Origin of the sequence: Agrobacterium sp. 10MFCol1.1 (genome assembly GCF_000381165.1) — a bacterium.
Taxonomy (GTDB): domain Bacteria; phylum Pseudomonadota; class Alphaproteobacteria; order Rhizobiales; family Rhizobiaceae; genus Agrobacterium; species Agrobacterium tumefaciens.
The window spans coordinates 399,761-418,043 of record NZ_KB906075.1 but is presented as its reverse complement, the minus strand read 5'-3'; the positions used below and the strand labels follow the sequence as shown (position 1 = coordinate 418,043).

The window sequence follows — 18,283 nt, the reverse complement described above, 5'->3', positions numbered from 1 at the left end:
CAACGCCGCGGAGCGAGCCCTGCGAGGCTTCGCACTCGGTAGGAAGTCCTGGCTCTTCGCCGGATCAGACCGCGGCGCGGATCGTGCAGCCTTCATGGCCACGTTGATCATGACGGCAAAGCTCAACGACATCGATCCGCAGGCGTGGCTGGCCGACGTTCTTGCCCGCATCGCCGACACGCCGATTATCAGGCTGGAGCAGTTGCTTCCGTGGAATTGGACGCCGCCGACCGTCAACGCTCAAGCTGCCTGACCTGTGGCCTTCACCGGAGGCTTACGTTCTTACCTAAGGCTCTCGCTATTCACCGACGTTCAACCGGTTGAGGCGGCCTTGAAGACGGCAAGCTGGTCGGCAAAGGCGCGTTGATAGGCCGGACGCGCCTCACCGCGAGCCACATATGCTGAAAGGTTTGGATATTCGTCGAGGATGCCTGAGCTTTTTATCCTTTGCAGCACCGATATCATCAACAGATCTCCAGCGCTGAACGCACCGTCGAGCCAGTCGTCGTCACCGAGGCAGCGGGAGAGTTCGCCGAGCCGCTTGCTGATATTTTTATCGATCATCGCTAAGCGCTCTTCGTACCAGCTCTTGTCGCCCTCCAGAAACCGGGCAATCGAGCGGTCAACGATTGGCGGCTCCACCGTGTTGAGCGCGGCGAACATCCAGGTTATCGCCCGTGCCCGCGCATTCACATCCCGCGGCAACAGGCCGGCATTGCGCTCCGCGATGTGGAAAATGATCGCGCCGGATTCGAACAGTACGAGGTCGCCCTCCTCATAGGTCGGGATTTGTCCGAATGGCTGAAGTGCCAGATGCGCAGGTTCCCGCATCGCCTTGAAGGAGAGAAGGCGAACATCGTAGGACAGCCCCGCTTCCTCCAGCGCCCAGCGGACGCGCATGTCGCGGGCCAGACCCTTGCCGCCATCGGGCGAGCGTTCAAAAGCGGTGATCGTGATCGTCATTGCTGTTCCCCATCGCGTCTGTTTGGAGACTATTGGCTCATTGTGGTCGAGCATCAGCTTTTTGCGCCGGCCGGAAAAGGCAGCGCGTCAGAATAGGCGTTTGCCAGAACGAAAACAATCCTTGTACGTTTCCATGACAGGTCATTAGCGTGCCGTTTGCCGTGGAAAGGGCTGGCCATTTCACGCAAAAACTCTAAGCTCCTCCGCCGGACGCGGATTGCCAAAACCTTCAGGATTTCAATTTAAATCATTAGGGAGAAACTATCAGATGAGCCTGCGTATAAACGACATCGCACCCGATTTCACCGCCGAGACCACACACGGTCCGGTGAGCTTTCACGAATGGATCGGCGACGGCTGGGCGGTCCTGTTTTCGCATCCGAAGAATTTCACGCCGGTCTGCACCACGGAACTCGGCGCGATGGGCGGCCTGCAGCCGGAATTCGAAAAGCGCGGCGTCAAGATCATCGGCATTTCGGTCGATCCGGTCGAAAGCCATGAGAAATGGAAAAACGACATCCGCACCGCGACCGGCTTTAATGTCGATTATCCGCTGATCGGCGACAAGGACCTGAAAGTCGCGAAGCTCTATGACATGCTGCCGGCGGGCGCGGGCGACAGTTCCGAAGGCCGCACGCCGGCCGACAACGCCACCGTGCGCTCCGTCTTCGTTGTCGGTCCCGACAAGAAGATCAAGCTGGTCCTCACCTACCCGATGACCACCGGGCGCAACTTCGACGAAATTCTTCGCGCGATCGATTCCATCCAGCTGACTTCTAAACATCAGGTGGCGACACCGGCAAACTGGAAACAGGGCGAAGACGTCATTATCACCGCCGCCGTCTCCAACGAGGATGCGATTGCCCGTTTCGGCTCCTATGACACGGTTCTTCCATACCTGCGCAAGACGAAGCAGCCCGGCTGATTTGAAATCGATAAAGGGGCGATGGATTTCCATCGTCCCTGTTTGATCTTACTCGCGGCGCAGCTACGGCTCTATCACGCCGCCGTGGTAGTCGAGCCGGTACAACTCAACGCTGTCCCGATATATGCGCTCCACGCCGGTAAAAGACCGGAATTCGCCCTCATTGGTATCGACATAGATCATGTCTTCAACCTCGTGGGTGAAGCCGCCTAGGAAGCGCCCTTCCCTGTATAGCGTGGAAAGCGATCGCTGGATCACCCTGCCCGCCACCGTGCCGTCGATCAGCTCAGGGCGGATGATGCGGCCGTAATAATTCATGGCCCAAAGTGGAATTCCCTGATGCCAGACGACCTCCTGACCGATGAAGTCGGTTCCGCCGAAATAGCTATCGATATAGTGCCAGTCGCCGCTTTGAAAACCTAGGTCGTGTGAGCCGATGCGGGTGGATGTCGAGGATTTGTTGCCGCCGCCCACATAAGTGGCGGACTTGGCCTGCACGATGAATTCTTCCAGCATCGGGAATACCTCACATCAGGAACATAAAGTGAACATACTGGACTTATGTGAAGGTCGCAAGCGTATTCCTTACCCTGCCTGTCGCCATATTTTCACAGATGGCGGGCTTGGTAATCGCAGCGTTTGCCCTTAAAAGCGATGCATAAATGATCCTCGAAGAGTGCCCATGTCGCAGACCCCGCAAATCTATGTCGATGCCGACGCTTGCCCCGTGAAACCCGAGATTCTCAAGGTGGCGGAACGGCATGGGCTGGAGGTGACATTCGTTGCCAATTCCGGTTTGCGCCCGTCGCGCGATCCGATGGTGAAAAACGTGATCGTATCGGCCGGTTTCGATGCGGCGGATGACTGGATTGCGGAGCGTGCGGGCGAAAACGATATCGTCATTACCGCCGATGTGCCGCTCGCCGGGCGTTGCGTTGCCAGGGGCGCGCTGGTGACGGGACCGACCGGCCGCGTTTTCGACCAAACCAACATCGGTATGGCAACTGCGATGCGCGACCTTGGCGCACACCTGCGCGAGACCGGTGAGAGCAAGGGATATAACGCGGCTTTCTCGCCGCGCGACCGGTCTGCTTTTCTGGAGACGCTTGACCGTTTCTGCCGCCGTGTCAAAAAATGACCGCGTAAACAGGAAGGCGCAGCCCATGACCCCGGCCAATCCGCAGAGCAACACCTACAGCCGCCATAAGCCTTTCTTCGTCGCTCTTTTTGTTGGCGCCTTCGGCCTTGGCTTGGCGCTGGCATTCGCACGGCCGCTCGCCATCGAAATTGCAGCCATTCTGTTTTTCCTGACCTATCTCGGGCTGGTGGCCTTTCGGCTTCCGAAATTAACGGCCCAGCACCTGAAAGCGCATGCCGATAGTGATGACCTGCCGGCAATGGCCATCATCGCCATTACGCTGATCGCTGCCACCGTCGCCGTCGTTTCACTTTTCCAGGCACTCAACCATTCCGGCGAAACCGTCTGGACGCTGCTGCTCGCCTTCGGCTCCGTGATTTTCGGGTGGTTGACAATCCACACCATGACCGCCTTGCACTACGCCCATCTTTACTGGCGTCCGGAAACCGTTGATGGCAAGCGCAAGCATCGCGGCGGCATGGATTTCCCGGCAACGAAGGAACCCTGCGGTTACGACTTCCTCTATTTCGCTGTTGTCATCGGCATGACGGCGCAGACCTCGGATGTTGCTGTAACCACGACACCGATGCGCAAGGTCACGCTGTTGCACTCCATCGTCTCCTTCTTCTTCAACACGGTTCTGGTAGCAGCGGCGGTCAATGCTGCGGTCGCGCTTGCGGGCTGAACCGGAAAAAACTCTTCATAAAGGAATGGCTTCATGAATATCATCTCGCAAAATACGGCCTTTGGCGGCATGCAGGGCGTATTTTCGCACCCATCCGAAACCCTGAAATGCGAGATGACCTTTGCAGTCTATGTGCCGCCGAAGGCGATCAACGAGCCGTGCCCGGTTCTGTGGTATCTTTCCGGCCTCACCTGTACCCACGCCAATGTCATGGAAAAAGGCGAATATCGCCGCATGGCGTCCGAACTCGGGCTGATCATCGTTTGCCCGGATACCAGCCCGCGTGGCAACGATGTGCCTGATGAAGTGACCAACTGGCAGATGGGCAAGGGCGCCGGCTTTTATCTCGACGCCACGCAGGAGCCTTGGTCGGAACACTACCATATGTACAGCTACGTGACGGAAGAGCTGCCAGCCTTCATTGGCGAGCATTTCCGCGCGGATATGAGCCGTCAGGGCATTTTCGGCCATTCGATGGGCGGCCATGGTGCCATGACGATTGCGCTTAAGAACCCAGACCGCTTCAAGAGCTGCTCCGCCTTCGCCCCAATCGTCGCCCCCTCCTCTGCCGACTGGTCCGAACCGGCGCTGGAAAAATATCTCGGAACGGATCGTGCCGCATGGCGGCAATACGACGCCTGCTCGCTGGTCGAAGACGGCGCCCGTTTTCCGGAATTCCTGATCGACCAGGGAAAGGCCGACAGTTTCCTCGAAAAAGGCCTGCGTCCCTGGCTGTTCGAAGAGGCGATCAAAGGAACCGATATCCGCCTGACGCTGCGCATGCACGAGCGTTACGACCACTCCTATTATTTCATCTCCAGCTTCATGGATGACCATCTGAAATGGCATGCCGAGCGACTGGATTGAGTGGCAATAAACGCGCAGGGCTTAAGTAAAAGAGCGGTGGAGCATCAGAATGTTGCATGTCGTACCGAGTCTATCGGCTAGAGGTTCTCTTGAAAAGGCACTCTCCGCGCGCAGACCGGGCGACGCAATTCTGGCATTCCGCGACGATCTTAGTTGTGGACCTATCGCTTCTATAAAGTCGGCAAAGAGGATGGCGTGGTGGCACGAATATTTAGACTGGCCAGAGACAGAAAGTGAGTTTGACGGATTCTGGGAACAGGTCGATGCCGCTCAGGATCGGATCGTACTTTGGTTTGGCAAATATTCATCAAGCGAACTTGCATTTCGGCTTGCATGGGCAGCGCACATGGATGGGCGGCCTTACGACGTCATCGACGTCTCCAACCTGCATCCTATAATTTACGGACAGGATATTGCGGATACGACGGCGACAGTTGCGAAAGCTGCTGCTCTACTGCTGCCGGAAGGCCTGGCGAAATTGATTGGAAGCGAACAACCCGCATCTGCCGAAGAGGATGCCCGATACCGCAACGAATGGGCACGGCTGCAAAACGAAAATGCGTTTTTCCGTATCGTAACCCCGACTGGCCTAGCCTCGGCAGATCAGGACCATTTTGACGTTTTTCTGATGCAGCAGGCGGACACGAGATGGAGAAAGGCTGCTTACATTGTAGGAAATGCCCTGTTGGAGAGTTGTGACCCATATTTTCAGACAGGAAGTTTGATGCTGACCGAGCGGCTTCAAACCTTGGTGGATCAGGCTCGGCTGGAAGCTGATGGCGATGTGTATGACCTGCATTCGTGCTTGATCAGATTACCCGAAGAAAAGCAGTAAGGTAACCTGCCTGGAGTGGCATCACGGAAACAACGCCGTCGCGAGCGTTGTCGGTCCGGGTCGGCTCAGCCGGAACTCGCGGATCACGCGCTCCGCGACGCCGTAAGCGAGATCCTGCTCGATCGACTGATTGTCGAAGCTGACGACGGTGGCTGTGAATTTGGCCTCGGCGATAACCTCGCCCGTCGCCACCGCGGCCGCACGAACGATGACACGGGCCGATGCCCGTTCTCCAAACAGGAAGGGGCCGCGGGTGACGGATGCGAGGCGAATGGTCAGCACAACGCGCGGTCTGATTTCGCCGCGTGCCGTCGTTTTGATGGCATTCTGTAGTTGCGCATGAATGGATTGCATCAATGCCGGCGCTACATCCGGCCGTGCCGCTACAAAGGCGCCGCGCACATCATAAAGCAGCCGGTCGGCATTGGTCGCCTCTGGTTCCAGCCTGAAAGACATGAGCGTGAAACACGCCAGCACAACAATGCCAAGGCGTTTCAATCGAGTGTTCATGATCTGCGGCTCCCCTAACGTGAGGTAACCGCATATTCGGTCATCAGGGTTAGAAAAGCGTTAAGGCGCGCTCTTCAACGCCTCCAGAACGTTGAGTGCTGCACGCATGTCGATGAGCCTGGTGGCGCGGCGCTCCAGCGCCTCCTCGTCCTCGCCCCAATGTTCGGCGGTCCAGTCCTCGTCAAGATGGGCCAGCGCCCAGGTTTCCTCCAGCGTCAACTGCCCTTCTGCCAGTGCCAGCGCCAGAATGGCGGAGCCGGTCAGCGACGTCATGGTGTGCAGGGCGGCAAGCGCGATCGGCGTATCGTATTTTTTGAGCGTCACGGCAAAGGCTGCAACGGCTTCCCGAGGCTGGTCGCGATGCATGACGCCTTCGACGAGAATGAAGCGTGCGCCGAGAACATTGGCCGCCCAGTCGATCACCGGATCCCAATGGTCCGCCTGCCGCGCCACAAGCGCTTCCGGTTGACCTGCGCGGTAGCACAGGAGATCGGAAGAGGAAAAGCGCAGTATGTCCTCGAAAACCGCCTGGGTGTCGCTGGCGATACCGTCGATGGCGGTGTTCACATGTCGCGAGACCGGCATGACGACCGGGTTCACCACTTCTTTCTGCGCATCCCATTCATCGCGAAGCAGATCCGCAAGCGCCTTCGATGGCAAGACAAGCGGCTTCTTGGCGGGCGTGCGCAAAGGTTTGCCATCGAGATGGATGGTGAAGCCGCCGTCTTCCACGTCAGCAACGGTAACGTCCTTATAGAAACGTTTCGGCAGGGGCCGCTGCATCTGGATTTGGGCGCGAAGGATCGGATCGGGGTGGCTGAGGCCTTCCGAAAGGTCGTTCAGGAGATCACGCATGGCACGTCCTCATCAGTCGAATAGAAAGGATCATTCAAGAATATCGGCGGGAACATGGGCCGGAATTTCGCTCGGATGGCTGACGACGGCGTCTGCGCCTGCCTTCCAGAGATCATCGACCGAGGCGTAGCCCCAGGCAACGCCGATGGCCTTTGCGCCGGCGGCCTTTGCCATCTGCATGTCATAGATAGCATCGCCGATGACGACAGTGTCGGCCGGAACCATGCCGGTTTCATGGCAACATTCCATCACCATGGCCGGATGCGGCTTGGAAGGGCAATCATCCGCCGTGCGCGACACGATGAAATGCTCGGCAAAACCATGCGTTTCGAGAATATGGGTCAACCCGCGACGGCCCTTGCCGGTGACCGCGCCAATCAGCACCTCATCCCGCCTGGCGAGTGTGTCGATCAAGGGCGCGATACCGTCGAACAGCGGCTCGATCATGCCAGGTCGGGCGCGGATCGGGTGATAGATTTCCCGATAGCGCTCAGTCATCGCGCGCGCCTCGTCATCCACATGCGCCTTACCGAGCATGCGGGCGATGGCGATGTCGAGCGTCAGGCCGATAATTGCCTTGGTCTGTGCAATATCAGGCCGTGGCTTTCCGAAATCGGCGAAGGTATCGACCATGACGGCATGGATGAGGCCGGCGCTGTCGACCAGCGTGCCGTCACAATCGAAAAGAACGAGTTTCATCTGATATCAGCCTTCCCTGTCGCCATCGGCCACGTCGAGGCCGAGCAGGTTCCAAGTCTGTACCATATGCGGTGGCAAAGGCGCGCTGACGCGAAGCCGGCCGCCATTCGGGTGCGGAATGTCGATATGGCGTGCATGCAGGTGCAGACGCTTTTGTACACCGCCCGGAAAATCCCAGTTCGGATCATCGATGTAATATTTCGGATCGCCGATGATCGGGTGCCCCATATGCAGTGCGTGAACGCGGAGCTGGTGGGTACGGCCGGTATAGGGCTCCATTTCCAGCCAGGCGAGGTTCTGCGCGGCGGTATCGATAACACGGTAATAGGAAATGGCGTGATCTGCCCCCTCCTCGCCGTGCTTGGCAATGCGCATGCGGTCGCCGTCGGGGGTCTGCTCCTTGACCAGCCAGGTGGAAATCTTGTCCTGATGCTTGCGCGGTACGCCGCGAACCAGCGCCCAATAGGTCTTCTTGGTATCGCGCTCGCGGAAAGCGGCCGTCAGCTTCTGTGCAGCACCTCGGGTGCGGGCCACTACCAGCACGCCCGACGTGTCACGGTCCAGACGGTGCACCAGACGCGGCTTTTCGCCCTTCGGGCTGGTCCATGCTTCCAGAAGCCCGTCGATGTGACGGTTGACGCCCGAGCCGCCCTGCACGGCAATGCCAGCCGGCTTGTTGAACACCAGAACCTTGTCGTCCTCATGCAGCAGCATGCGCGCCAGAAGTTCGCCGTCTGCCGAATGTTTGAGGTCCCTTGATCCGATCGGTCCGCTTTTGACCTTGAGGTCGGAATCAACAGGCGGCACACGCACCATCTGCCCCGGCTGCACCCGTGCGTCCGTCTTCACCCGGCCGCCGTCCACACGCACCTGTCCGGAGCGCAGCAGCTTTTGCAGCTGCCCGAACCCCAGACCCGGATAGTGAATCTTGAACCAGCGATCGAGGCGCATACCGGCCTCGTCGGCCTCGACCTTGATATGCTCGATACCTGCCATGAAATTTCCAGTCTCTCTGTCTTGATCGCGCGCCCTGTTATCCGGCGCACCGTTTGGAGCAAGCCTTTAGAACAAACTGCGGCCCAAGGCCAGCCCGGCAAAAACCGCCGCGATGGAAACCACCAGGCTTGCCGTGATGTAAACCGCTGAAAGGCCGAGCGCGCCACGTTCGAAAAGCGCTACCGCATCCAGCGAGAAGGACGAAAAGGTGGTGAAGCCACCGAGAACGCCGGTGACCAGAAACAGACGCATTTCCATGGACGCGTTCAGCCGCCTTGCAACAAGCTCAACCAGGAAACCGATGAGAAAGGATCCGACCACATTCACCGCCAGCGTTCCCCAAGGGAAAGTCATGCCGACAAGGCGCACACTCAACAGACCCACGAGATAGCGGAAAACCGAACCGATTGCGCCGCCTGCTGCGACAAGAGCGATATTCAGCATTTGGGGAATGTCTCCGGAGAAATACCCGACGGGTCTGTTGAAGACGTTTTCTAGAACATAGCCACGGGTGGTGAAACCCCCTCGTCCCGACCTTTTTTCGATTAAAACTCGATTAAATTGCACGTCCGCGATTTAGGCTTCCAACAAGAAGCAGGTGCTAATCTGCGGTTTTACGGGTCGGCGAAGGATGGCCGGAGGTTGGATGACACAGGTTCTTTCCGTTTCTGCAAACACTGCGGCCTACGCACTGGAGGCCGTGAAGCCGTCGCAGCGTGTATCGCGCAGAAGCGAGGTTGAGGAAGCCATTCACGAATTGGCGCGCAAGGCCGAACAGGGAGACGATTTCCAGTTGAGAGCCTTGCTCACCGCCATCAAGCCGCCGGCCTTGACCCTCTATTTCCTGACAAGCGCCAGCCATCGGCACGCCCCCCAGACAACACTCGATCAGGCCGTGCAGGCCTACGAAGAAAATCAATCCAATAAAAACTTATAATATCAATTCTATATCCATATTTATTAAATCGATTTATGAGTTTTTTGGTGCGCATTTCGCCCGTTCAGGTTGTTGTCAGATTCAAATTTTAGTCCTTCGGTACCAACTGGAGGAAGATCATGATTTATATTGCCCGTCACGTCACAGCCACCACGATCGCGCTCCTTGTTTCGGCGCCGGCTTTCGCGGCCACGACCATCAAGGTCACCGAAGGCGGTGAAGGTGGCGGACCAATGACACTCGTTATGGACCAGACGACGGTCAAAGCCGGTGAAGCCGTGTTTCATGTGCATAACGATGCCATGAGCGAGCAGCACGAAATGGTGCTCGTCAAGCTGAAGTCTGCAGACGAAAAAATACCGCTCAATACCGCGAAACACCGTGTCGATGAAAAACAGCTTAAAAGTCTTGGCGAAGTGGCCGACCTGAAGCCCGGCGGCGATGGTCAGCTCAAGGCAAAGCTTACGCCCGGCACATATCTCCTCTTATGCAACATAAAAGGTCACTACGAAGCGGGTATGCAGACCAAGCTGACTGTTACAAAATAATATTGGTCGAACAAGCTGAGGCTGCCGGATGAGTATTGCGTTCCGGCAGCCTCTTTTTTGCGTCAGTTGTGCTGGTGAGCGTTCTTGTCGTCACCACCCTTGGCCGAGCCTGCGGAAAGCACAATCTCGACCTTGCCAGCCTTTTCAAAGATCAGCGTCACCGGCACCTTGTCGCCTTCGGCGAACGGCTTCTTCACGTTGAAGAACATCATGTGCAGGCCGCCGGGCTTCAGCTCCACTGTCTCGCCGGCGGGAATGACGATGCCGTCATCCAGCTTGCGCATCTTCATGACGTCGTTGACCATGGCCATTTCGTGAATTTCCGCACGGCCGGCGGCGGAGGATTCGACGCCGATCAGCTTGTCGTCGCTGGAACCGGTATTCTTGATCGTCACATAACCGCCGCCCACGGGCTGACCGGGCAGCATCGCCTTTGTCGCGCCAGCCGAAAGCTCGAGACTGCCAGCCTTCACCACGTCCATATCCATATCCATGGCCATAGCGGAATGATCATGCCCGCCGGCATGGGCTTTTGCGGTAACGCGGATGGTCGGCGCCGGGCTTTTCAACGAATGCGGATCGACGCCTGCGGCCGCCACCTCGTCCCAGGAAACCTTGCCTTTGTCGCCGCAAAGCTGCGTCACCTTGAAGGGAAGGTCCTGCCCGGCCTCTATGCCGGAGATTTTTCCCTGAACGGCAAAGGTGTCATAGAATTCATCCGGCAGATTGCCGCCCTTCCAGCGGATTTCGACCGCGCCGCTTTTGATGTCCTTTCCGTGGTTCTTGTAGGCTTTCTGATAGTCGCCCTTGATGACCTCAAGGTCCCAACCGGCCTTGGGCTGCGGCTTGGCAGTGATGAAGCCTTCCGGCAGCTTGATCTGCACTTCTGTGGTGGCAAGTCCGCCATCGCAGCCATGCGGCACCTGAAGTGCGGCAACGATGGTGCTTTCCTGTTCGGCCGAACCGTCAACGAAGGTCGTATGGGCGAAGGCCTGCGCCGTCGAGACGGAGGCGACGAACAGGGTGCAGGTGATGATCTTGGTGGTTTTCATTTGTTTGTCCTTGCGACTGCGGCGCCATTGGCCCGGGCAGCTGCTCCGTGCCGCCACCCGGCGGCGATGATCCTGTGAAACGAAGAGATCAGGCGGACAGGGTTGGTGGGCCGCGTGCGGACGGTTTGCGGATCGTCTGGACCAAGTGAAAGCCCCATTCCGCGGTCAGGCGATTGTCGAGCCAGGCGAATTCAGTCCTCAGCCAGCCGGCCGCATCGGGCACCGGCAAGAGAATGGACGAGGCCAGCAGGCAGGCCTCGCAAAACAGGATCGCATCGCTTGAATGGGCGGGCCCGTCATTGGGGTGCGAGGCATTTACCCCGCCGCTGTGGCCTAGGCAGATTTCGGCAAAGGTGCCGTCCGGCAGCCGGTAACTCTCATCCAGAAGAACGGCAGGTGCCGCGGCGAGCGCGGGCTTGTGGGCAAAACCAAGCGACAACATCAAAAGCGCACAGAAAATGCGAAGCATTTTCTCCACCCTTGTCAGCGGTCGTTTTCGATTTGCGTCCATCTTCTGGCGATACCCCTCTTTCCTTCCGATTTCAAAGGGGAAATTTGCCGCAGGCCCATCCGCTCAACGGAACAATCGATACAGGGCGGCATTTCCTCTCCAATACGGATCGTTTCGGAAGGAGTACCGACATGCCAGCCAAATCGAAAGCCCAGCAGAAAGCCGCGGGTGCGGCGCTGGCCGCCAAACGCGGTGAAGTCAAGAAATCCAGTTTACAAGGTGCTTCAAAAAGCATGGAGAAGTCCATGACAGAAAAGGAACTTGATGAACTGGCGTCGACAAAGCGCAAGGGTCTGCCGGAGAAAAAATCAGACTGACGGCACGCCTCACGCATGGAACTCGCCGTGTATCTAGCCAGCGATGGCGCAGATGGAGCAAAAATCTGTTCAGATGCGTCATTTGGTCCTTGCCAATGACCGGGCTTCGAAGATAATGAGCCTCGCATCATCGTTGGGAGAAACCGCTTCATTGCGGTGCCGAAGGAGCAACCGCCCCGGAAACTCTCAGGCAAAAGGACCACCGGTGACGACGAAACTCTGGAGAGAAGCCACCTTTCATAAGGACGGCTCGCCGAAGGGATAACAATCTCAGGCGACAAGGACAGAGGGGGCTCTTGAACCCGGCGCGTTTTTCGCGTCATGACCTGAGCCCGCGCGATGTTTCGCGCAACCCTGGAGGCGTCCTTGGACGATACCGCCGAGCTTAAAATCACGCCGCTCCATTCCCTGCATGTTTCCCTTGGCGCCCGCATGGTTCCTTTCGCCGGTTACGACATGCCGGTGCAATATCCGGCGGGCGTGCTGAAGGAACATCTTCAGACCCGTACCTCTGCTGGCCTCTTCGACGTGTCCCACATGGGCCAAGTTATCGTGAAGGCGAAGTCGGGCAACAATGCCGACGCTGCAATCGCGCTTGAAAAACTGGTGCCGGTTGACATTCTCGGCCTAAAGGAAGGCCGCCAGCGTTACGGTTTCTTCACCGATGAAAACGGCTGCATCCTCGATGATCTGATGATCACCAATCGCGGAGATCACCTTTTCGTCGTCGTCAACGCGGCATGCAAGGACGCCGATGTCGCCCATATGAAGGCGCATCTTTCTGACACTTGCGACATTACCCTTCTCGATGATCGGGCGCTGATTGCGCTTCAGGGGCCACGCGCGGAAGCGGTTCTGGCCGAGCTTTGGGCCGGTGTTTCCGAAATGAAGTTCATGGACGTGCTGGAAGTTCCGCTGCACGACGTTCCCTGCATCGTTTCCCGTTCCGGTTATTCCGGCGAGGATGGTTTTGAAATCTCCGTGCCTGCCGAAAAGGCGGAAGAGATCGCCAAGGCCCTGCTTGAGCACCCTGATTGCGAGCCGATCGGGCTTGGAGCACGCGACAGCCTGCGTCTTGAAGCTGGCCTTTGTCTCTACGGCAACGATATCGATACAACGACCTCCCCGATCGAAGCCTCGCTTGAATGGGCGATCCAGAAGGCGCGCCGCGCCGGCGGTGATCGCGAAGGCGGTTTCCCTGGGGCGGAGCGTATTCTCGGTGAACTCAAGGACGGCACATCGCGCCGTCGCGTCGGCCTGAAGCCAGAGGGCAAGGCACCGGTGCGCGGTCATTCCAAGCTTTTCGCGGATGCCGAAGGCAAGACGGAAATCGGCGAAGTAACCTCCGGCGGCTTCGGTCCGTCGGTCGAAGGTCCCGTTGCCATGGGTTACGTCCCTGCGGCCTATACTGCTCCCGGCACGGCGATCTTTGCGGAAGTGCGCGGCAAATATCTGCCCGTCACCGTCGCTGCCCTGCCCTTCATCAAGCCCACCTACAAACGATAATCTTCATCCCATCTCCGGAGAGAATACGATGCTGAAATTTACCGCAGAACACGAATGGCTGAAGTTCGACGGCGATATCGCCACCGTTGGCATTACCAGCCACGCCGCTGAACAGCTTGGCGACCTCGTCTTCGTTGAATTGCCGGAAGTGGGCGCCACCTTCTCCAAGAATGGCGACGCGGCGACCGTTGAATCCGTCAAGGCGGCTTCCGATGTCTATTGTCCGCTGGATGGCGAAGTGGTGGAAATCAACCAGGCCATCGTCGACGATCCCTCGCTGGTCAATTCCGATCCGCAGGGTGCTGGCTGGTTCTTCAAGCTGAAGCTCTCCAACGCCGCGGATGCCGATACGCTGCTCGACGAGGCAGCCTACAAGGAGCTGATCGCGTAATGACGACGCCCACGGAATTCCATTTCACCGACTATCAGCCCTATGATTTCGCCAACCGGCGTCACATCGGGCCGTCGCCGTCGGAAATGGCGGAGATGCTGAAGGTCATCGGCTACAAGAGCCTCGATGCCCTGATCGACGCCACCGTTCCCTCGTCCATCCGCCAGAAGGTGCCGCTGACCTGGGGTGCAGCGCTGACCGAACGCGAGGCGCTCGACCGCCTGCGCGAGACGGCCAACAAGAACCAGGTGCTGACCTCGCTGATCGGCCAGGGCTATTACGGTACAATCACCCCGCCCGTGATCCAGCGCAACATTCTGGAAAACCCTGCCTGGTACACCGCCTATACGCCTTACCAGCCAGAAATCAGCCAGGGCCGTCTTGAGGCGCTGCTGAACTACCAGACGATGGTCTGCGATCTGACCGGCCTCGATGTCGCCAACGCATCGCTGCTCGATGAAGCGACTGCCGCTGCCGAAGCCATGGCGATGTGCCAGCGCGTCGCGAAGTCCAAGGCGACTGCCTTCTTCGTCGATGCCAATTGCCATCCGCAGACCATCGCGCTGATCGAGACACGCGCGGCGCCACTCGGCTGGAAGGTGATCGTTGGTAATCCCTTTACCGATCTTGATCCTGTCGACGTGTTCGGCGCGATCTTCCAGTATCCGGGCACCCACGGTCATGTCAGCGATTTCTCGGGCCTGATTTCCCGCCTGCACCAGACGGGTGCCATCGCTGCCGTTGCCGCCGATCTTCTGGCGCTGACGCTGTTGAAGTCACCCGGTGAAATGGGTGCGGATATCGCTATCGGCACCTCGCAGCGTTTCGGCGTTCCGGTCGGCTATGGTGGTCCGCATGCGGCTTACATGTCCGTCAAGGATGCACATAAGCGCTCCATGCCTGGCCGTCTGGTTGGCGTCTCAGTCGATGCGCGCGGCAATCGCGCCTATCGTCTGTCGCTGCAGACCCGCGAGCAGCATATCCGCCGCGAGAAGGCTACCTCCAACATCTGCACCGCGCAGGTGCTGCTTGCAGTCATGGCGTCGATGTATGGCGTCTTCCATGGCCCGCAGGGCATCAAGGCGATTGCCCAGCAGACCCACCAGAAAGCCGTTTTGATGGCCAAGGGCCTGGAGAAGCTTGGCTACGTCATCGAGCCGGAAACCTTCTTCGACACCATCACCGTCGAAGTCGGCCATATGCAGGGCGTCATCCTGCGCTCGGCCGTTGCGGAAGGTGTGAACCTGCGCAAGGTCGGCGCGACCAAGATCGGCATGAGCCTTGACGAGCGCACGCGTCCCGCGACGCTTGAGGCGGTCTGGCGCGCATTCGGCGGCAATTTCTCGATCTCGGATTTCGAGTTGGAATATCGCCTGCCGAAGGAACTGCTGCGCACCAGCCAGTACATGACGCATCCGATCTTCCACATGAACCGTGCCGAAAGCGAGATGACCCGTTACATCCGCCGTCTTTCGGACCGTGATCTCGCGCTCGACCGCTCGATGATCCCGCTCGGTTCCTGCACCATGAAACTGAACGCAACTGCGGAAATGCTGCCCATAACGTGGCCGGAATTTTCCGACATCCATCCCTTCGTGCCAGCCAATCAGGCGCTCGGCTACAAGGAGATGATCGATGACCTCTCGGAAAAGCTGTGCTCGGTCACCGGTTATGACGCCTTCTCCATGCAGCCGAATTCCGGCGCGCAGGGTGAATATGCGGGGCTCCTGACCATCCGCAACTACCACATCGCCAATGGCGGCGCACATCGCGACGTTTGCCTCATTCCAACCTCGGCGCATGGCACCAATCCAGCGTCCGCGCAGATGGTCGGCATGAAAGTGGTGCCGGTGAAAGTGCGGGAAAATGGCGATATTGATATCGACGATTTCCGAGCAAAAGCAGAGCAGTATGCGGAAAACCTCTCGTGCTGCATGATAACCTATCCGTCCACCCATGGCGTGTTTGAGGAGACGGTTCGCGAGATTTGCGAGATCACCCATAAACACGGTGGGCAGGTCTATCTTGACGGCGCCAACATGAACGCCATGGTCGGTCTTGCCCGTCCCGGCGATATCGGTTCCGACGTCAGCCACCTCAACCTGCACAAGACCTTCTGCATCCCGCATGGCGGCGGCGGTCCGGGCATGGGGCCGATCGGCGTCAAGGCGCATCTTGCTCCCTATCTTCCCGGTCATCCGACGACGGACGGTCGTGAAGGTGCGGTTTCGGCTGCCCCCTTCGGCTCGCCGTCGATCCTGCCGATTTCCTGGAGCTACTGCCTGATGATGGGCGGCGAAGGGCTGACGCAAGCGACCAAGGTTGCGATCCTCAACGCCAACTACATCGCCGAACGGCTGAAGGGCGCTTACGACGTGCTCTACAAGTCCGAAACGGGACGAGTGGCGCATGAGTGCATCATCGACACCCGACCGCTGGCAGACAGCTGCGGCGTGACGGTGGACGACGTTGCAAAGCGTCTCGTCGACTGCGGTTTCCATGCGCCGACCATGAGCTGGCCGGTTGCCGGCACGCTGATGATCGAGCCGACGGAGTCCGAGACCAAGGCGGAAATCGACCGTTTCTGCGATGCCATGCTGGCGATCCGCGAGGAAGCCCGCGACATCGAGGAAGGCCGTGCGGACAAGACCAACAATCCGCTGAAGAACGCGCCGCACACGGTAGAAGATCTCGTCGGCGAGTGGGATCGTCCCTACAGCCGCGAACAGGGTTGCTTCCCGCCCGGCGCCTTCCGCATTGACAAATACTGGTCGCCGGTAAACCGCATTGACAATGTCTATGGCGACCGCAACCTCATCTGCACCTGCCCGCCGATGGAGGCTTATGCCGAGGCCGCCGAATAAAGGCATCGGTACGAACGAACTTATGAAGGCCCGGAGCGATCCGGGCCTTTTTCGTTCCGGACACAAGCCCCAAGACCGGGCGACCACGTCACATGCGATTGATCGTAACCCGTTCCATGCTAAACCGGATGCTGCAATTTAAGCGGTGATGGAGTTTGAATGCGTTTGATTTGCCTGAATGGTTGGGGCGGAAAGCTCCATGACGAGCTTGTTCCCTATATCTCCGCGTCCGATCCCGACATTCTATGTTTGCAGGAAGTGGTGCATACACCGGCAGCCGAAGAGGACTGGCTGAGCTATCGCGATGACGGTAGGGATCTGCTGCAAAGGGCGAACTTTCTTCGCGATGTCGAAGAAGCCCTACCCGATCATCTGGCAATCTTTTGCCCGGCGTCACAGGGTGACCTCTGGCACGGGGAGACACGATATCCCTCTCAATGGGGGCTGGCGACTTTCGTGCGTAAATCCATCGCGATTGTTGCGCAGGCTCAAGGTTTTGTGCACGGCTGCTTTTCTGCGAATGGATACGGAGATCACCCGCGTTCGCGCACGGGCCATGCTGTCAGGGTTTTCGACTTCACGACCGGCCAGCCAGCCGTCATCGCCCATATGCATGGGCTGCGTGACCCCAACGGTAAACACGATATTCCCGCCCGTCTGATGCAGGCAAAACGCCTCGTGAAACTCGTCAAAGACATCGCGGAGGATGGTGACCGGATCATCGTGTGCGGCGATTTTAATGTTCTGCCTGAGAGCGACACCTTCACGGTATTGAAGGAACTGGATCTCATCGAACTCGTCACGACACGTGGTTTCACAGACACGCGCACCTCGCATTATGCCAAACAAAACCGTTTTGCAGATTACATGCTGGTCAACCCGGTTGTGCAGGTCGATCACTTCGATGTGGTGAGACAGCCCGAAGTCTCGGACCATTGCCCTTTGCTGATCGAATTCAGCTAGAGGCTTAAGCCGCATTACCGGTCAATGCCTCACGTCGCGGCTTGGTCAGCGCACGAGCCGGATATCGCTCGTCACCACCGTCTTGCCGGTCCTGCCGTCCTTGTCGGTGGTGCGAAGCCGCAGGCCGTTTTGCCCGACTTTTTCGATTGTCATGGCTGCGACGCGGTCACCGTTAATGTCGCGGTTCCAGCGAACCGTCAGATTGATTGCATTTCCCTGCCGCGTACCGGAAAGGGCAGACGGTCGGCCGGAGGGTCCGGTGTAAGCGCCGCTGTAACGTCCACCTTTCTCCGACAGGTCGGCCGCAATTGCGCGCCTGACCACCAGAAGGCCACGGCATGTGCCGGACATATTGAGCGACGAGGTCCCCGCTTTGGAATTCAGCGTACAATTGACGTTGATTGGCGGCGTGCCAATGCGGGTGATCACGGTTCCCTTACCCGCCCATGTGCCTTTCAGCGACGAGAGGAATTCGCGTTCGTCCGCTAATGCCGGCTGCACACCGAGCAGCCCTGCAAAAAATAAACTCGTGATAGCCGTCGTTTTCATGGCGCGTATCCAATTTTTCACGAAGACTAACTCGCTTGCACCGTCAAACGTTCCTCCCGTTTATTTGGCAACTGTCAAAAAATTCGAGATGCTCATGTTTCTATCGTGCCGATGCAACCAAATGCAGGCATAGATGTTTCTCGCCAGCGTCGATCAATTTCTGATCACTACC

The 18,283-nt window shown here is 58.3% G+C and carries 23 protein-coding genes and 1 riboswitch; of the genes, 13 read left to right on the top strand and 10 right to left on the bottom strand.

The annotated features are described in order from the left end of the window. Positions 1–253, top strand: a 253-nt coding sequence (locus tag F617_RS0113320) for a transposase domain-containing protein (RefSeq protein WP_019565569.1), incomplete at its 5' end; no start/stop codon positions are given. A gap of 59 nt (positions 254–312) precedes the next feature. Here F617_RS0113320 and F617_RS0113315 read toward each other — a convergent pair. Further along, positions 313–963, bottom strand: a complete 651-nt coding sequence (locus F617_RS0113315; protein WP_013636065.1) for a glutathione S-transferase family protein — start codon at positions 961–963, stop codon at positions 313–315. Positions 964–1,231: 268 nt separating this feature from the next. On the opposite strand from F617_RS0113315, the gene F617_RS0113305 reads away from it, so the two are divergent. Continuing rightward, the gene (locus F617_RS0113305) at positions 1,232–1,888 is read left to right on the top strand and encodes a peroxiredoxin (protein WP_003512980.1); all 657 of its coding nucleotides are present in this window, start codon (positions 1,232–1,234) and stop codon (positions 1,886–1,888) included. Positions 1,889–1,951: 63 nt separating this feature from the next. On the opposite strand, the gene F617_RS0113300 is transcribed toward F617_RS0113305, so the two are convergent. Then, positions 1,952–2,404, bottom strand: a complete 453-nt coding sequence (locus F617_RS0113300; RefSeq protein WP_019565567.1) for a DUF5680 domain-containing protein — start codon at positions 2,402–2,404, stop codon at positions 1,952–1,954. A gap of 166 nt (positions 2,405–2,570) precedes the next feature. On the opposite strand from F617_RS0113300, the gene F617_RS0113295 reads away from it, so the two are divergent. Genes F617_RS0113295 through F617_RS0113280 form a run of 4 tightly spaced genes read left to right on the top strand, consistent with a single transcriptional unit; the run spans position 2,571 to position 5,413 of the window. Continuing rightward, positions 2,571–3,026: a YaiI/YqxD family protein gene (locus tag F617_RS0113295; RefSeq protein ID WP_003512976.1), complete on the top strand. Its 456-nt coding sequence runs from the start codon at positions 2,571–2,573 to the stop codon at positions 3,024–3,026. 25 nt (positions 3,027–3,051) lie between these two features. Beyond that, positions 3,052–3,711, top strand: a complete 660-nt coding sequence (locus F617_RS0113290; RefSeq protein WP_013636061.1) for a DUF1345 domain-containing protein — start codon at positions 3,052–3,054, stop codon at positions 3,709–3,711. Positions 3,712–3,744: 33 nt separating this feature from the next. Beyond that, positions 3,745–4,578, top strand: a complete 834-nt coding sequence (gene fghA, locus F617_RS0113285) for an S-formylglutathione hydrolase (protein WP_019565566.1) — start codon at positions 3,745–3,747, stop codon at positions 4,576–4,578. A 49-nt stretch (positions 4,579–4,627) separates the two neighbouring features. Further along, positions 4,628–5,413, top strand: a complete 786-nt coding sequence (locus tag F617_RS0113280) for a DUF3658 domain-containing protein (RefSeq protein WP_081626714.1) — start codon at positions 4,628–4,630, stop codon at positions 5,411–5,413. Between the two features lie 21 nt (positions 5,414–5,434). Here the strand turns inward: F617_RS0113280 and F617_RS0113275 are convergent, their stop codons facing one another. The 5 genes from F617_RS0113275 to crcB form a co-directional block, all read right to left on the bottom strand. Next, positions 5,435–5,923 (bottom strand): hypothetical protein, encoded by a 489-nt coding sequence (locus F617_RS0113275; RefSeq protein ID WP_013636057.1) that lies wholly within the window; start codon positions 5,921–5,923, stop codon positions 5,435–5,437. A gap of 60 nt (positions 5,924–5,983) precedes the next feature. Further along, entirely contained in the window at positions 5,984–6,778 is a 795-nt protein-coding gene (locus tag F617_RS0113270) for an ATP12 family chaperone protein (protein WP_003512964.1), read from the bottom strand. Positions 6,779–6,808: 30 nt separating this feature from the next. Beyond that, the gene (locus F617_RS0113265; RefSeq protein WP_003512962.1) at positions 6,809–7,477 is read right to left on the bottom strand and encodes an HAD family hydrolase; all 669 of its coding nucleotides are present in this window, start codon (positions 7,475–7,477) and stop codon (positions 6,809–6,811) included. 6 nt (positions 7,478–7,483) lie between these two features. Beyond that, positions 7,484–8,473 carry an RluA family pseudouridine synthase gene (locus F617_RS0113260; RefSeq protein ID WP_003512960.1) on the bottom strand — a complete coding sequence of 330 codons (990 nt, stop codon included), beginning with the start codon at positions 8,471–8,473 and terminating at the stop codon, positions 7,484–7,486. A 66-nt stretch (positions 8,474–8,539) separates the two neighbouring features. Next, a complete protein-coding gene (gene crcB / locus F617_RS0113255; protein WP_013636055.1) occupies positions 8,540–8,917 on the bottom strand; it encodes a fluoride efflux transporter CrcB in 378 nt (125 codons plus the stop codon). Between the two features lie 202 nt (positions 8,918–9,119). On the opposite strand from crcB, the gene F617_RS0113250 reads away from it, so the two are divergent. Further along, positions 9,120–9,410 carry a hypothetical protein gene (locus F617_RS0113250; protein ID WP_019565563.1) on the top strand — a complete coding sequence of 97 codons (291 nt, stop codon included), beginning with the start codon at positions 9,120–9,122 and terminating at the stop codon, positions 9,408–9,410. Between the two features lie 119 nt (positions 9,411–9,529). After that, positions 9,530–9,958, top strand: coding sequence for a plastocyanin/azurin family copper-binding protein (locus F617_RS0113245; protein ID WP_019565562.1), 429 nt, complete (start codon positions 9,530–9,532; stop codon positions 9,956–9,958). Between the two features lie 62 nt (positions 9,959–10,020). Here F617_RS0113245 and F617_RS0113240 read toward each other — a convergent pair whose 3' ends face one another. Both F617_RS0113240 and F617_RS0113235 read right to left on the bottom strand, forming a co-directional pair. After that, positions 10,021–11,010, bottom strand: a complete 990-nt coding sequence (locus tag F617_RS0113240; RefSeq protein ID WP_019565561.1) for a copper chaperone PCu(A)C — start codon at positions 11,008–11,010, stop codon at positions 10,021–10,023. 88 nt (positions 11,011–11,098) lie between these two features. After that, a complete protein-coding gene (locus tag F617_RS0113235) occupies positions 11,099–11,479 on the bottom strand; it encodes a hypothetical protein (protein ID WP_019565560.1) in 381 nt (126 codons plus the stop codon). A gap of 173 nt (positions 11,480–11,652) precedes the next feature. Here F617_RS0113235 and F617_RS0113230 point away from each other — a divergent pair, with 173 nt between their 5' ends. From F617_RS0113230 to F617_RS0113210, 5 genes are all read left to right on the top strand, one after another. Beyond that, complete coding sequence (locus F617_RS0113230; protein ID WP_003496099.1) at positions 11,653–11,838, top strand: DUF3008 family protein; 186 nt, start codon at positions 11,653–11,655, stop codon at positions 11,836–11,838. A 124-nt stretch (positions 11,839–11,962) separates the two neighbouring features. Next, positions 11,963–12,050: riboswitch (glycine riboswitch) on the top strand. Positions 12,051–12,204: 154 nt separating this feature from the next. After that, entirely contained in the window at positions 12,205–13,344 is a 1,140-nt protein-coding gene (gcvT, locus tag F617_RS0113225) for a glycine cleavage system aminomethyltransferase GcvT (protein WP_013636050.1), read from the top strand. 28 nt (positions 13,345–13,372) lie between these two features. Beyond that, positions 13,373–13,735 (top strand): glycine cleavage system protein GcvH, encoded by a 363-nt coding sequence (gene gcvH / locus F617_RS0113220; protein ID WP_013636049.1) that lies wholly within the window; start codon positions 13,373–13,375, stop codon positions 13,733–13,735. Beyond that, positions 13,735–16,599 carry an aminomethyl-transferring glycine dehydrogenase gene (gene gcvP, locus F617_RS0113215; RefSeq protein ID WP_003512945.1) on the top strand — a complete coding sequence of 955 codons (2,865 nt, stop codon included), beginning with the start codon at positions 13,735–13,737 and terminating at the stop codon, positions 16,597–16,599. Before gcvH ends, gcvP begins: the two co-directional genes overlap by 1 nt. 159 nt (positions 16,600–16,758) lie before the next feature. Further along, a complete protein-coding gene (locus F617_RS0113210; protein WP_019565557.1) occupies positions 16,759–17,562 on the top strand; it encodes an endonuclease/exonuclease/phosphatase family protein in 804 nt (267 codons plus the stop codon). Between the two features lie 45 nt (positions 17,563–17,607). Here the strand turns inward: F617_RS0113210 and F617_RS0113205 are convergent, their stop codons facing one another. Next, positions 17,608–18,111, bottom strand: a complete 504-nt coding sequence (locus F617_RS0113205) for a hypothetical protein (protein ID WP_013636046.1) — start codon at positions 18,109–18,111, stop codon at positions 17,608–17,610. Positions 18,112–18,283 lie beyond the last annotated feature (172 nt).